General features: G+C 32.5%; 16 protein-coding genes. 6 read left to right on the forward strand and 10 right to left on the reverse strand.

Annotation, left to right across the window (positions count from 1 at the left end; translation table 11 throughout):
- Positions 1–38 precede the first annotated feature (38 nt).
- Entirely contained in the window at positions 39–545 is a 507-nt protein-coding gene (locus tag ABNT22_RS03200) for a hypothetical protein (protein ID WP_348716496.1), read from the reverse strand.
- A gap of 107 nt (positions 546–652) precedes the next feature.
- Positions 653–1,354 (reverse strand): zinc metallopeptidase, encoded by a 702-nt coding sequence (locus ABNT22_RS03205; protein ID WP_348716498.1) that lies wholly within the window; start codon positions 1,352–1,354, stop codon positions 653–655.
- Between the two features lie 93 nt (positions 1,355–1,447).
- Here ABNT22_RS03205 and ABNT22_RS03210 point away from each other — a divergent pair, with 93 nt between their 5' ends.
- The 6 genes from ABNT22_RS03210 (at position 1,448) to ABNT22_RS03235 (ending at position 5,779) form a co-directional block, all read left to right on the forward strand.
- On the forward strand, positions 1,448–2,482 hold the full coding sequence (locus tag ABNT22_RS03210; protein WP_348716500.1) for an asparaginase: 1,035 nt from the start codon (positions 1,448–1,450) through the stop codon (positions 2,480–2,482).
- A gap of 243 nt (positions 2,483–2,725) precedes the next feature.
- Positions 2,726–3,448: a MotA/TolQ/ExbB proton channel family protein gene (locus ABNT22_RS03215; protein WP_299108170.1), complete on the forward strand. Its 723-nt coding sequence runs from the start codon at positions 2,726–2,728 to the stop codon at positions 3,446–3,448.
- A 9-nt stretch (positions 3,449–3,457) separates the two neighbouring features.
- Positions 3,458–3,895: a hypothetical protein gene (locus ABNT22_RS03220; protein WP_348716503.1), complete on the forward strand. Its 438-nt coding sequence runs from the start codon at positions 3,458–3,460 to the stop codon at positions 3,893–3,895.
- Positions 3,896–3,901: 6 nt separating this feature from the next.
- Positions 3,902–4,531 (forward strand): biopolymer transporter ExbD, encoded by a 630-nt coding sequence (locus ABNT22_RS03225; protein WP_348716505.1) that lies wholly within the window; start codon positions 3,902–3,904, stop codon positions 4,529–4,531.
- A gap of 17 nt (positions 4,532–4,548) precedes the next feature.
- Positions 4,549–5,019: a biopolymer transporter ExbD gene (locus ABNT22_RS03230; RefSeq protein ID WP_348716506.1), complete on the forward strand. Its 471-nt coding sequence runs from the start codon at positions 4,549–4,551 to the stop codon at positions 5,017–5,019.
- 85 nt (positions 5,020–5,104) lie between these two features.
- Positions 5,105–5,779 (forward strand): porin family protein, encoded by a 675-nt coding sequence (locus ABNT22_RS03235; RefSeq protein WP_348716508.1) that lies wholly within the window; start codon positions 5,105–5,107, stop codon positions 5,777–5,779.
- On the opposite strand, the gene ABNT22_RS03240 is transcribed toward ABNT22_RS03235, so the two are convergent.
- The 8 genes from ABNT22_RS03240 to rpsB form a co-directional block, all read right to left on the reverse strand.
- Positions 5,774–6,376: a hypothetical protein gene (locus ABNT22_RS03240; protein ID WP_348716510.1), complete on the reverse strand. Its 603-nt coding sequence runs from the start codon at positions 6,374–6,376 to the stop codon at positions 5,774–5,776. The genes ABNT22_RS03235 and ABNT22_RS03240 overlap by 6 nt on opposite strands.
- Positions 6,376–7,839 carry an RNA polymerase factor sigma-54 gene (rpoN, locus tag ABNT22_RS03245; protein ID WP_348716512.1) on the reverse strand — a complete coding sequence of 488 codons (1,464 nt, stop codon included), beginning with the start codon at positions 7,837–7,839 and terminating at the stop codon, positions 6,376–6,378. Before rpoN ends, ABNT22_RS03240 begins: the two co-directional genes overlap by 1 nt.
- Before the next feature lie 84 nt (positions 7,840–7,923).
- Positions 7,924–9,357: an asparagine--tRNA ligase gene (asnS, locus tag ABNT22_RS03250; protein WP_348716513.1), complete on the reverse strand. Its 1,434-nt coding sequence runs from the start codon at positions 9,355–9,357 to the stop codon at positions 7,924–7,926.
- Between the two features lie 79 nt (positions 9,358–9,436).
- Entirely contained in the window at positions 9,437–11,800 is a 2,364-nt protein-coding gene (locus ABNT22_RS03255; protein ID WP_348716515.1) for an efflux RND transporter permease subunit, read from the reverse strand.
- Between the two features lie 97 nt (positions 11,801–11,897).
- A complete protein-coding gene (gene frr, locus ABNT22_RS03260; protein ID WP_348716516.1) occupies positions 11,898–12,449 on the reverse strand; it encodes a ribosome recycling factor in 552 nt (183 codons plus the stop codon).
- A gap of 37 nt (positions 12,450–12,486) precedes the next feature.
- Positions 12,487–13,197 carry a UMP kinase gene (gene pyrH, locus ABNT22_RS03265; RefSeq protein WP_348716518.1) on the reverse strand — a complete coding sequence of 237 codons (711 nt, stop codon included), beginning with the start codon at positions 13,195–13,197 and terminating at the stop codon, positions 12,487–12,489.
- 110 nt (positions 13,198–13,307) lie between these two features.
- Complete coding sequence (gene tsf, locus ABNT22_RS03270) at positions 13,308–14,270, reverse strand: translation elongation factor Ts (RefSeq protein WP_348716520.1); 963 nt, start codon at positions 14,268–14,270, stop codon at positions 13,308–13,310.
- 77 nt (positions 14,271–14,347) lie between these two features.
- Positions 14,348–15,091, reverse strand: a complete 744-nt coding sequence (gene rpsB / locus ABNT22_RS03275) for a 30S ribosomal protein S2 (RefSeq protein WP_299108144.1) — start codon at positions 15,089–15,091, stop codon at positions 14,348–14,350.
- Positions 15,092–15,144 lie beyond the last annotated feature (53 nt).

Consider the following 15,144-nt stretch of genomic DNA (forward strand, 5'->3'; position numbering starts at 1 on the left):
AGAAACACTTTACCTGAATACAATGAAAGGGAATGGGGTTATATTTTATTAATTAAGTTTTTATTCTTTTGAATTGGTGGTTTGGGTTTGGGTTTTTTACCAGGAAAAACGAGTGCAGTGCTAGAGAAAGTTGTTCCAAAAGTAACGTTGGCATAGTAAACTTGACTCATGGCATCTAATAATTGTGCTTCTGAAAGTTCCTTTAAAGGATGAATGAATACAGACCATAAAATATCATCGGTAATAGCATATTTAACATCTAAAGCAGTATGGAAATTAGCTATCAAAGAAGCAGTTTTTAACTCTTCCGTTAATTTATTGCTATGAGCTATTGGAGAAATAATTCTCATTCTATTGTGAGTAGAATCGGCAATACAAATAAAAGGGACTCCTTTTATAGAAAACTTCCACTGATTGTTCAGTTGTATTATACTGTCACTAACACTTGTTAAAACATTATTTAATTTGGTAGGAGTCATGTTTTGAGAATACAGACTTCCAATGCACAGCCAAAGCACTACAAAACTGAAACAAATTTTTCTCATGTATAGGAAGTTAATATTTTGACTTTTAGACGTTTTAAAAAAATGAACCTAACAAAAAAGCTTCAGAAATTTTTCTGAAGCTTTTAATTTTAATTTGATAAGGTATGTTAATCTCTATTGGCAGCGAGTAATCTCATTACCCAGTATAATAGCATTGCTAAAGAACCTAGCGCAGCAACTAAATAGGTTCTGGCAGCCCATTTTAAAGCATCTTTTGAACCAGCTAACTCTTCACGGGTAACAATATGTTTGTTCTCTAACCAAGTTAAAGCTCTGTTGCTTGCATCGTATTCAACAGGAAGTGTAACAAAACTAAATAGTGTTGCTATACCCATTAAGAAAACACCAGCAGCTAAAACCCAATAACCTAAACTAGACGTAGCTCCTAAGATTAAACCTCCCATTACTAAATATTGCGAAAACTTAGAGGAAACACTTACCATAGGTACAAGATTTGAACGCATTTCTAACCATTTATAAGCTCTAGCGTGTTGAACTGCATGTCCAACCTCATGGGCAGCCACCGCTGCAGCTGCTGCATTTCTTTGGTTGTAAACTCCTTCACTTAAATTAACCGTTTTGTTTCTTGGGTTGTAATGATCTGTTAACATTCCAGGTGTAGAAATTACTTGTACATCACTAATTCCATGGTCTGCTAGCATTTTTTCAGCAATCTCAGCACCACTCATTTGATTTCTTAAACGAACCTTAGAATATTTTTTAAATTTTCTTTTTAATGTATTGCTAACTATCCAGCTAAATAAAGAGATAGCACCAATAATTATATAGTATTCCAAACCTATTGCCATAATTATGTTTTTTAGTTCTTAATCTTATTTTTCTTTGATAAATTTACAACATAAATTATTCCAAATAATAATACAATAGAAATAAGTGTCAAAATGACAAGAAAACCTGAAATACTTATAGTATATACTGGCGGAACCATTGGTATGGTAAAAGATTATCAAACAGGAGCATTGAAAGCGTTTGATTTTAGTCAGATATTAGAGAAAATTCCAGAATTAAAGTTATTAAACTGTAATATATCTACAATCTCTTTTGAAGAACCCATCGATTCTTCAAATATGAATATTGATTATTATGTAAACATCGCAGAGATTATTGCTAATAACTATGAGAAGTTTGACGGATTCGTGGTGCTAACAGGTTCAGATACGATGTCGTATACTTCATCGGCAATTAGTTTTATGTTTGAGAATCTAAAAAAACCGGTGATTTTTACGGGATCTCAATTGCCTATAGGTCATCTACGTACAGATGCAAAAGAAAATTTAATTACTTCTATCGAAATAGCTTCAGCTTATAACGAAGAAGAACCTATAGTTAAGGAGGTAGGATTGTATTTTGAGTATAAATTGTATCGAGCAAACCGTACTACTAAAATAAATGCAGAACAATTTGAAGCATTTACTTCAATGAATTATCCTCCTATAGCTGAAAGTGGAGTGCATTTGAACTTTAATCATCATTTATTATTGGATCCTAGTAAAAATGGTGACAAGCTTATATTTAGAAAGAATTTAGACAATAATATAGCCATTTTAAAACTGTTTCCGGGAATTACAGAGAAGGTAGTTCGTGCCTATTTGAGTATCCCTGGGTTAAAAGGTTTGATAATTGAAACTTATGGAGCAGGAAATGCACCGACAAAGGAATGGTTTTTGATGTTTCTAAAAGACTGTATTGCACAAGGAGTGTTTATTGTGAATGTAACACAATGTGCTGGAGGGAGTGTTATTTTAGGGCATTATGAAACAAGTTCAGCGTTAAAAAGCCTTGGAGTAATTGATGGAAAAGACATCACAACAGAAACAGCCGTGGCAAAAATGATGTATTTATTGGGAGAAAAATTGTCAAAAGAAGATTTTAAACGCTATTTTGAGACATCGTTAAGAGGTGAAATAACGAATTAATGTAAAATTAACGTTATGAAAACAGGGGTAAAAGACTGGTTTTCTACTAAAAAAGCAGGAATACGTTAAATACTCTATGTTTTTTTTTAATGTCCCAACATTTTTTTGTTATTTGGCACTCTGAAAATTTGCGAAAAAATTAACGAGAGTGTAAAAACTATGCTAAAAGTTATTTTTTTCCGTTTTTTCATAGTAAAATTTGTATTTTTAACCCGTTAACTATTTAAAATTAATTATAACAAAATGAAAAAAGTAGTAAATATCCTATCAATTACAGGATTTATGTTTTTAGGAGCTATTCAATCTGTACAAGCTCAAGAAGCAGCTGAGTCGACTAAAACTTTTCGCCAAGAGTTAAAGCAACGTTTTATTGAAGGAGGTCCTGTATTCATGGGGATTGTATTAGTAGCTTTAATTTTAGGTTTAGCTATTGTTATTGAAAGAATCATCTATTTAAACATGGCTACTACTAACACTAAGAAATTAGTTGCTAGTGTAGACGACGCTTTAAGTTCAGGTGGAGTAGAGGCTGCTAAAGAAGTATGTAGAAATACAAAAGGTCCTGTTGCTTCGATTTTTTATCAAGGATTAGAAAGAGCTGATGAAAGTTTAGAAGCTGCTGAGAAAGCTGTAGTAGGATATGGTGGTGTACAAATGGGATTATTAGAGAAAAACGTTTCTTGGATTTCTTTATTTATCGCATTAGCACCAATGTTAGGATTCATGGGTACGGTAATCGGTATGATTGGAGCATTCGACGCGATTGCAGTAGCAAATGATATCTCTCCAGCGGTAGTAGCAGGTGGTATTAAAGTAGCACTTTTAACTACTGTATTTGGTTTAGTTGTAGCAATTATCTTACAAATTTTTTATAACTACATTATCTCTAAAATTGATAGTATCGTAAACAACATGGAAGATGCTTCAATTTCTTTAATCGATTTATTAGCTAAGTATAAAAAATAAGAAACATTTATGAATAAGTTATTAAAAGTTGTTGTTGCGATTATTGCTATTCTTGGAATAGTTGGTTTCGTGATGGTAGCTGGTGCTGAAGAAAAAACACCAGAAATGGATAGCGCAGCTGGCTTTATGGTAAATGTTGCTTATGTATTATTAGTAGCAACAGTTGTTGTAGCTGTAGCATTGTCGTTATTTAGTTTAATGAAAAATCCAGCGGCTTTAAAGAAGACGTTATTAGGATTAGTAGTATTAGGAGTAGTATTGTTAGTTGCTTATTTTACAGCATCGGATGCAGCAGTATATGACGCACAAGGAGCATTAGTAAAAGATGGTGAAGCAGGTGCAACTTCTAAATGGGTAGGAACAGGAATTACTTATAGCTTGATTTTAGGAGCTATTGGAATGGTATTCTTTGTTTGGGATTTATTAAAAGGATTAGTTAAATCATAAGAAAATATGGCAAGAAGAGAAAACCCAGAAATTAATGCAGGTTCTATGGCAGATATTGCCTTCTTGCTACTTATCTTTTTCCTAGTAACAACCACAATGGATGTTGATTCAGGAGTTTCAGTAAAACTTCCTGAAAAAGTTGAAACTCCACCAGATATTAAAATCAAAGAGAAAAACATCTTTGAAATTAGTATCAACCGTAATAATCAGTTATTTGTAGATAATCAAGTAATGGAATTAAAGGATCTTAAAGATGCTGCCATTAGTTTTATGGATAACGGAGGAGGTCTTGGAAATCCAGCTCCAGGAGAAGATAAAGGTAAAGAATGTGATTACTGTAAAGGAAATAAAGACCCTGAGTCTTCAGATCACCCAAATAAAGCTGTAATTTCTATTGAAAGTGATAGAGGTACTGAGTACGGAATTTATGTAGCTGTAAGAAATGAAATTCTTAGAGCAAATGCTGAGTTACGTAACCGCTTAAGTCAAGAGAAATACGGAATGAGTTTTATTGAGTTAGAAGAAGCTTTTAAAGCATCTAACAGAAAGGATGATGATTTAAAGAAAAAGGTTGAGGATATTAAAAATAGTTACCCTCAAATTATTTCTGATACAGATCCAACAAGTGTTCAATAATATAAAACAATTTAAGAATGTCTAAGTTTAAAAAGAAGAAAAAAGGATTACCAGCGGTATCGACGGCATCTTTACCAGATATTGTTTTTATGTTATTATTCTTCTTCATGGTAACTACAACAATGAGAGAAACAGATTTACAAATCGATGCTCCTCGTTTACCTAGTGCTACTGAAGTTAAGAAACTAGAGCGTAAAAGTTTAGTAAGCACAATATATGTTGGTAAAGCTAAAGACGCTAAGTATGGAACAAGTTTTAATAGAATTCAGTTAAATGATAAAATAGGAACACCAGATGAGGTTCCAGCTTTTATCTTTAGAGAAAGAGAGAATGTTTCTGAAGCTGAAATTCCATTTATGACTACTTCTATCAAAGCAGATAAAGAATCTAGCTATGGTACTTTAGCAGATATCCGTGAGAAATTAAGAGATGTAAATGCTCTTAAATTAAGTTTATCAACTCACAAGGGTAGCGCAATTAAGAAGTAAAGGATATATTACTTAAATATAAAAAAGAGCAATCGAATAGATTGCTCTTTTTTTATACAAAATACCTTATTTTTACGTTATAGTTATGATGAAAAAAATAATCATTTTATTTTGTGTTTTTTGGGGAATGAATGTTGTTGCTCAAAAAGATTCTTTACAATTGGGAGATCGCTATTTAGAGGATCAATTGTATATGAATGTTAGTTACAATGTATTAACGGGTCAACCAAACGGAGTTAATAGCAGTGGGTTTTCATATGGTGTTTCAGCTGGCTACATAAAAGATATTCCATTGAGTAAACAGGGTAATTATGCATTTGGAATAGGGCTAGGTTATAGCTATGATTCATTTAATCACAGTTTGAAGCTAGTTCAAAATAATAGTACAATATCTTTTGAAGTTGATGCGCAATCTACTTCTAATGTGTTTAGATTACATAATTTGGAGTTACCAATACAGTTGAGATGGAGAACTTCAGACGCAGTGACTTACTCGTTTTGGAGAGTTTATGCTGGTTTAGTAGTGCGTTATAATTTTTACAATGGATTTACCAATACTACTAACGGAGTAACCAGCAGAGTTACTAATGTTGCTAATTTTAATAATTGGCAAACAGCATTGACTTTATCGGCCGGTTACGGAACGTTTAATTTTTATGTTTCTTACGGGATATCTCCTTTGTTTAAGAACGCAACGTTGAATGGCCAGACAATTGATACTAAAGTATTGAAATTAGGGCTTAGTTTTTATCTTCTATAAAAAGGAAAAGGCAATAACTTGTCCTATAAATCCTAGAAAAAAACCAATGTAAATTTCTGGTACTGTATGAGCTTTTAAATCAAGTCTTGCTCTACCTAATATTCCACTTAAAACAAATAATAGTACCACAATACTAAAAATGATTGAACGTTGGTTAAATGCGTCTATAAGTAGGAAAAAACTTATACTAGCTCCCATAGATAAGAGATGTAAGCTTGACTTAATTTTAAAGAGAAACAAAAAGTACACTATAATTAAGCTAATCATAGTACCATAAAAAAGGAGTGCAAAATCACGAATCATAGGTAGTCCCATTAACATTTTTCCTAAAGAAAAGAAAAGTACCGTCATTAAAAATAATGGTATTTTTCGTTCATTAATAGTACTTACTTGATAGGATTTTATGAGTCCAAAACCTTTCAGTAAAATGAGTAGTAATAATGGAATAATATAGGTTGCTATAAATACAATACTAAAAATTACCAATTTTTGCTCCTGATTAAGTCTAAGATCACTTATGAGTAGAAAAAGCAATAAGCCTATAGTAGGCATAACTATAGGATGCAAAACTGTTGATATAAGTTTTTGCCAGTTCATTAAATTTCCTTTCTTAATCTTGCAACTGGAATATCTAGTTGTTCACGGTATTTGGCAACTGTTCTCCTTGCAATCGGATATCCTTTTTCTTTTAAAAGTTTCGATAGTTTTTCATCTGTAAGCGGTTTTCTTTTGTCCTCTTCAGAGATAACATTTTCTAATATTTTCTTAATTTCCCTTGTAGAAACATCTTCCCCTTGATCATTTTTCATAGATTCAGAGAAAAACTCTTTTATAAGTTTAGTACCATAAGGAGTAGAGACATATTTGCTGTTTGCTACACGTGAAACAGTAGATACATCCATTTCAATTTCATCTGCAATATCTTTTAAAATCATCGGTTTTAACTTACGCTCATCACCAGTTAAGAAATATTCTTGTTGATGATGCATAATAGCATTCATAGTTACCAATAATGTTTGTTGTCGCTGTTTAATAGCATCTATAAACCATTTTGCTGCATCTAATTTTTGTTTTATAAAGAGCACAGCATCTTTTTGAGCCTTACTTTTATCTTTGGAATCTTGATATCCTTTAAGCATATTATTATACTCTCGAGATACATGAAGCTCTGGTGCGTTGCGAGAATTTAAAGTTAGTTCTAATTGTCCTTCAAGGATACGAATAGTAAAATCTGGAACGATTTGTTCTGCAATTTTATTGTTTCCTGCATAAGAACTCCCTGGTTTCGGATTAAGTTTGCTAATCTCAGTAATTGCTTCTTTTAGTTGTTCTTCGTTAATAGCAAACTTATCTAAAAGTTTCTTGTAGTGTTTTTTGACGAAATGGTCAAAGGCTTCCTCTAAAATATGAATAGCTAAATCTCTACTAACCGTACTTTTTTTTGCGTTTAATTGAATGATAAGACATTCTTTTAAATCTCTTGCACCAACCCCAATAGGATCTAGTTTTTGAACAACTTCAGTAAGAATTTTTACAACTTTTTCTTCTGAAGTAAACACGTTTTGGGTGAAAGCTAAATCATCTACTAAATCAATTACTTCGCGACGAATGTAACCACTATCATCAATACTACCAACTAAAAATTCAGCAATAGAACGCTCTTCGTCATTAATTCTAAAGGTGTTTAATTGATTTTTTAAAGATTGATGAAAGGTAGTTCCAGCTGCATAAGGGACTTGTTTTTCATCATCATCTGAAGAATAATTGTTAGCCTGAGTTTTGTAACTAGGATACTCATCATCACTCAAATATTCATCTATATTAATGTCTTCAGCATCTATCTTTTCACTCCCTGCATCATCATAATCGGTATCGTTCACTAAAGAATCTTCAAAATTATCTCCTTCTTCTTTACCAGTATCAAGTGCTGGATTTTCTTCTATTTCTTGTTTCAAACGCTCTTCAAAAGCTTGTGTAGGCAACTGAATCAGCTTCATTAGCTGAATTTGCTGCGGTGATAACTTCTGAAGTAATTTTTGATGTAAACTTTGTTTTAGCATAAATACAAATATAGGAAATAGCCCTATAAAAAAATCGCCATTCTAAAGGAATGACGATTGTAATCTATATATTTTATGATTTTTTTAAAACTCTGCGTTTTGTGGTGTTCTCGGGAATGGAATTACATCTCTAATATTACTCATACCAGTTGTAAATAATACCAAACGTTCAAAGCCTAAACCGAAACCAGAATGTACTGCTGTTCCAAATTTACGAGTATCTAAATACCACCATAATTCTTCTTCAGGAATATCTAAAGCAGCCATTTTTTCTTTTAAAACATCTAAACGTTCTTCTCTTTGAGAACCTCCAACCATTTCACCAATACCAGGGAATAAAACATCCATAGCACGCACAGTCTTACCATCTTCATTTAGACGCATGTAAAAAGCTTTAATGTTTGCTGGATAATCAAATAAAATTACTGGACATTTGAAATGTTTTTCAACTAAATAACGCTCATGCTCAGATTGTAAATCTACTCCCCATTCGTTTACAGGAAACTGGAATTTTTTCTTTTTGTTTGGCTTAGAGTTACGTAAAATATCTATTGCCTCTGTATAAGAAACTCGTTTAAAGTTGTTTTCAACAACAAACTTTAAACGTTCAATTAATCCCATTTCGCTACGTTGTGCTTGTGGTTTCGTTTTTTCTTCTTGTGCTAAACGATTGTCTAAAAACGCTAAATCATCTTGACAGTTATCTAAAACATATTGTAAAACGTCTTTAATAAAGTCTTCCGATAAATCCATATTAGCATCTAAGTCGTTAAATGCAACCTCAGGTTCAATCATCCAAAACTCAGCTAAATGGCGTGTAGTGTTAGAGTTTTCTGCTCTAAATGTAGGTCCAAAAGTATATACCTTTCCTAAAGCCATTGCATATGTTTCAGCTTCTAATTGTCCAGAAACAGTCAAATTGGTTTCTTTACCAAAAAAGTCTTGACTATAATCAATAGTGCCGTCTTCTTTTAAAGGAGCTTTGTTTGCTTCAAAAGAAGTTACACTAAACATTTCTCCAGCACCTTCAGCATCAGATCCAGTAATAATAGGGGTGTTTACATAGTAAAAACCATTTTTCTGGAAATATTGATGTACCGCAAATGATAATGCCGAACGTAAACGCATTACAGCACTAAATGTATTAGTACGAACTCTTAAGTGTGCATTTTCACGTAAAAATTCAAAACTATGTCTTTTTGGTTGTATTGGATATTCTTCTGGATTAGAATCTCCTAATATTTCTAAGTTGCTTACTTGGATTTCTACTGATTGTCCTTTACCTTGACTTTCAGCTAAAGTACCAGTAATACTTACTGCAGCTCCAGTATTTATTCTCTTTAGAAGTGCTTCATCAGTGTTTTCGAAATCTACAACACATTGAATATTATTAATTGTAGAACCATCATTTAGAGCAATAAAACGATTGCTTCTAAAAGTTCTAACCCATCCTTTTACATGTACTTCTTGTAAAATCTTATCAGAATGTAATAATTCTTTAACGCTACTTCTTTTCATCTTTTTAAAAAATTGAAACGCAAAGATACTTTATTACAAAGAATTGAGCAATGAAGAGTTATAAATAAGCCGTAAACTTTTATTTGTCTTCTTTTGGAGGCAAAATTTTAAAGTTAGTTTCTTTTAATACCTTTTTATTAGCTATTTTTTTCTCAAATGATAATAGGAGAGAAGGTAATAACAATAGGTTTGAAACCATTGCTAATAAAAGGGTCACAGAAACTAAGCCCCCTAAGGCTATAGTACCACCAAAACTAGAAACAGTAAACACTAAGAATCCAAAGAAAAGTACAATGGAAGTGTAAAACATACTTACTCCAGTTTCTCTTAATGCAGCATACACAGCAGGTTTGATTCTCCAATTATTGGCAAGGAGTTCTTGACGGTATTTAGCTAAGAAGTGTATCGTATCATCTACAGAAATACCAAAGGCAATACTGAACACTAAAATTGTAGATGGTTTAATAGGGATGTCAAAGAATCCCATTAATCCAGCGGTCATTAATAAAGGAAGCATGTTTGGTATTAATGAAATCAAAATCATTTGTGGAGATCTAAACATCCAAGCCATGAAAATAGAAATTAATACAATAGCTAGCGATAATGAAATAACTAAGTTTTTAATAAGATAATTAGTTCCTTTTAAGAAAACTAAAGCCTTACCTGTCATAGAGATTTCGTACTTGTTGTCTGGAAACTGCTTTTTTATAACAGCATTTAAACGTTCTTGGATGATATCCATTTTATCAGTACCAATATCTTTCATGAAGGTAGTAATACGAGCATAACGACCAGTGGAGTCAACAAAATTTTTCAACATTCCTGAATCACTATTGGAATTTTTAGTAAAGGCAAAAATGTATGTTTTCTCTTGGCTAGTTGGTAATTGATAATATTTCGGATTTCCTTTATAATAGGCCTGTTTAGAATATTTTACTAAGTTAGTAACCGAGATAGGTTTTGAAAGCTCAGGAAAGGTTTCAATCGTTTCATTCAGCTTTTCCATTTTCTTTAAAGTAGAAAGCTTCATTACTCCTTTTTCTCTTTTGGTATCAATTAAAATTTCTAGAGGCATAATTCCACCAAATTCACTTTCAAAGAACTTAATGTCCTTGTAAAATTGCATTCCTTTCGGCATGTCTTCAATTAAACTACCAGAAACACGAATTTGATATAAACCTACCATACTCAAAATGATAATTACAACGGTGGTAATATAAATGGCTATACGTTGTTTTCTAACGGTATTTTCCATCCAGTTTACCACATCTTCCATCCATCTTTTTTCTAAGTGATTTAAATGCTTCTTTTGTGGAAGAGGCATGAAACTGTATAGAATTGGAATAATAAGTAATGCAAGAATGAAAATACTTATAATGTTTACTGACGCTAAGATTCCGAATTCACGTAGTAATTGGCTTTTAACAAATACAAAGGTTGCAAAACCAGAAGCAGTGGTAATATTTGTCATAAGCGTTGCATTTCCAATTTTAGAAATAACGCGCTGTAATGATTTTGCTTGGTTTCCGTGTTTCTTTACCTCTTGCTGATATTTATTTATTAAAAAGACCGCATTTGGAACCCCAATTACAATAATCAAAGGAGGAATCAATGCAGATAATACAGTAATTTCATAACGGAACCACCCTATAAACCCAAAGGCCCAAACCACACCAATACCAACAACTAATAGTGTGATAAACGTAGCTCTGAAGGAGCGGAAAAAGAAAAAGAAAATAATTGCTGTAATTAATAAAGCTCCAGCAACAAAAATTCCCATTTCATTCGTAATATTTTGCGAGTTTAAAGTTCGTATGTAAGGCATACCAGATACACGAACATCCATATTGTTAGAAGCTTCAAACGCTTTTATTTTAGAAATAAGCACCTTGTTGATAAAGTCTGCTCTTGCCGGTGTGTTTACAATGTCTTTATTTAAATAGATGGCAGTTTGTAAAGTTCCTTTGTCATTGTAAAGAAGATTTTCATAGAAGGGAAGCTTTTCAAATAGTTGCGTCTTTATTTTGGCAACTTCTTCATTGTTGGTTGGAAGTTTATCAAATAGAGGTTCAACAATAAATTTTCGTTGCTTTCTGTCTGCTTTTAGTTGTTTTACATCGGAAATTGAAACAGTAAAATCAACTTCAGGAACACTATCAAAAGTTTTGACTAATTTATTCCAAGCATTAAACTTTTCTGGAGTAAAAATAGTGCTATCCTTAACTCCAAGAATAATAAGATTACCTTCTTCTCCAAATATTTCTAAAAACTTGTTGTAGCGTATGTTTGCTTCGTGATTGTTTGGAAGTAAGTTGGCTTCTGTATAAGAGAAGCGCATATATTTTATCTGAGAAACTAAAGCTGCAGTAATTAAAGCAATTAAAGCTAAAACTATATAACGGTTACGAAGTATAAATCCTGCAATCTTAGTCCAAAAAGTCATCCAAAAAAAATTTTAGCAAAGGTAGATAAATAGTTATTATTAAAAGAAAAAAAGAGTGTTTAAAACACTCTTTTCAATAAGGTTATGTAGTAAGAAATTACACCGTCATAATTTCCTTTTCTTTTACCGTAAATTTTTCATCTATTTCCTTAACGAAATTGTCTGTTAATGTTTGAACATCTGCTTCAGCATTTTTTTTCATATCATCAGAAATATCTGTTTTTTTAATCTCGTTATTGGCATCTTTACGAGCGTTACGAACACCTACTTTAGCATGTTCTGCTTCTGCTTTTGCTTGTTTAGCTAAATCACGACGACGTTCTTCTGTTAATGGTGGAACATTGATCATAATGTTTTCTCCATTATTCATTGGGTTAAAACCAAGATTAGCAATCATAATTGCTTTTTCAATTTCTTGTAACATGTTTTTCTCCCAAGGTTGAATAGAAATAGTACGTGCATCTGGGGTGTTAACGTTTGCAACTTGACTTAAAGGTGTTTGAGAACCATAATAGTCAACCATTACATTAGCTAACATTGCTGGTGTTGCTTTTCCTGCTCTAATACTACGTAATTCTTTTTCTAAATGTGCGATTGCATTGTTCATTGCTTCTTTTGCACTATCTAAAATAAAATCTATTTCTTCCATTGTAACTATATTTTAAACCGTGAATGGTAATTTCGTTTTATTGATTATCAACTATTGTTCCAATTTGTTCTCCAGAGATTAACTTTAGTAAGTTCCCTTTTGTATTCATATCGAAAACAATAATTGGAAGTTTATTTTCTTCACTTAAAGTAAAAGCTGTCATATCCATTACTTTTAAGCCTTTTTCTAATACATCTTTAAATGTAATGCTTTCAAATTTAACAGCATTTTCATCTTTTTCAGGATCTGCCGTATAAATACCGTCTACTCTTGTTCCTTTTAAAATGGCATCTGCATTTATCTCAATCGCACGTAAAACAGCTGCTGTATCTGTTGTAAAATAGGGATTTCCTGTTCCTCCACCAAAAATAACAACACGTCCTTTTTCTAAATGACGGTTTGCACGTCTTTTAATATATGGTTCTGCAATTTCTTTGATTTCAATAGCAGTTTGTAAACGAGTATGAATACCTTCATCTTCTAAAGCACTTTGCAAAGCTAACCCATTAATACAAGTGGCTAACATTCCCATGTGATCACCTTGTACACGATCCATTCCATTGCTGGCTCCTGCAACTCCTCTAAAGATATTTCCACCACCAATAACAATGGCAACTTCTACCTTTTTGTCTACTACTTGTTTAATTTCTTGGGCGTATTCTTTTAATCTTTTTGGGTCAATTCCGTACTGACGGTCTCCCATTAGAGCTTCTCCGCTTAATTTTAAAAGGATTCTTTTGTATTGCATAATTTTATTGAAAGTTGTGCAAAACTACATATTTTTTTTGATTCAATTTTTTTTAAGCATAAAAAACCATCCAATAAAAGGATGGTTTTTAAATTTTATGTTTGAAGAAATTACCCTAAAGTAACTCTTACGAAGTTTTTAACCTCTACTTCACCATAAGAAGAAACGTATTCAGCAACAGTTTTCTTCTCATCTTTGATGAATTTTTGGTCTAATAAACACTGCTCTTGATCTAAGGTAGTGTTATCAGAAATAAATCTTTCCATTTTACCTGGTAAGATCTTATCCCAAATTTGTTCTGGCTTACCTTCAGCTTTTAACTGTTCTTTAGCAGCTTCTTCAGCTTGAGCTAAAGCTTCGTCAGTTAATTGTAAACGAGATACGAATTGAGGAACGTTCTTTAAAGTTTTACCTAAACGAACTAACTCTTCATTATCTTTAACGATAGCTGCAATTCTAGCTTCAGTTTCAGAAGCAACGTAAGCAGGATCAAAATCTTTATAAGATAAAGTAGTAGCTCCCATAGAAGCAGCTTGCATAGCTAAATCTTTAGTTAAATCTCCAGCTTTATCAACAGCAGCAGTTAAACCTACCATAGCAGCAATCTTACCAACGTGAGTATATGCTCCTACGTATGGTGCTTCAATTCTTTCGAAAGAAGTAATATCGATTTTTTCACCGATTACACCAGTTTGCTCGATTAATTTCTCAGCAACAGATACACCACCAATGTTAGCAGCTAAAAACTCTTCTTTTGTTTTAGTAGTAAATGCTACGTCTACAAACTCTTGAGCTAATGCTTTGAAAGAATCATTCTTAGCAACGAAATCAGTTTCACAAGCTAAAACGATAGCAACACCGTATGTGTTGTCATCACTTATTTTAGTAATAGCTACACCTTCAGTAGACTCACGGTCTGCTCTTTTAGCAGCGATTTTTTGTCCTTTTTTACGTAAAATTTCAATTGCTTTATCAAAATCACCTTCTGCTTCCACTAATGCATTCTTACAATCCATCATACCAGCTCCGGTAAGTTCTCTTAATTTTTTTACGTCAGCAGCTTTAATTGCCATTTTATTTTTGTTTTTAAGTTGTGATTAAAATTAAAATAAAATAAAGGCTTCAGTGTAATGAAACCTTTAAATTAAAATTATTTTGCTTCTTCTTTAGTAGCTTCAGTTTCTTTAGCCGCTTTAGCCTTTTCTTTATCAGCTTTTCTTTCAGCTAAACCTTCAGCAATCGAACCAGTAACATATGATAATACTTTGTCGATAGATTTAGAAGCGTCATCATTTGCAGGGATAACGAAATCGATCGGTCTTGGATCAGAATTTGTATCAACCATTGCAAAGATTGGAATGTTTAATTTTTGTGCTTCAGCAACAGCAATGTGCTCTTTCTTTACATCAATTACAAATAAAGCACCTGGTAAACGAGTCATATCAGAGATAGAACCTAAATTCTTTTCTAATTTTTCACGTTGACGGTTGATTTGTAATTTTTCTCTTTTAGATAATGCGTCAAAAGAACCATCTTGCTTCATTCTATCAATAGAAGCCATTTTCTTTACGGCTTTACGGATAGTAACGAAGTTAGTTAACATACCACCTGGCCATCTTTCAGTGATGTAAGGCATGTTTACAGCTTTCGCCTGCTCTGCAACGATATCTTTCGCTTGCTTCTTAGTAGCAACGAATAAGATTTTACGTCCAGAGTTAGCTATTTTTTGTAACGCAGCAGAAGCTTCGTCAATTTTAGCTGAAGTCTTATACAAATCGATGATGTGAACACCATTACGCTCTGTATAAATGTATGGAGCCATGTTTGGGTTCCACTTTCTAGTTAAGTGACCGAAGTGTACTCCACTTTCTAATAATTCTTGAATGTTTGCCATTTTAATAAATGTGTTTACGTTCTGTTTTTTCAATATTTCAGTAGTTATTAAGT

The sequence above is a fragment of the Tenacibaculum sp. 190130A14a genome (genome assembly GCF_964048965.1).
GTDB lineage: Bacteria > Bacteroidota > Bacteroidia > Flavobacteriales > Flavobacteriaceae > Polaribacter > Polaribacter polynesiense.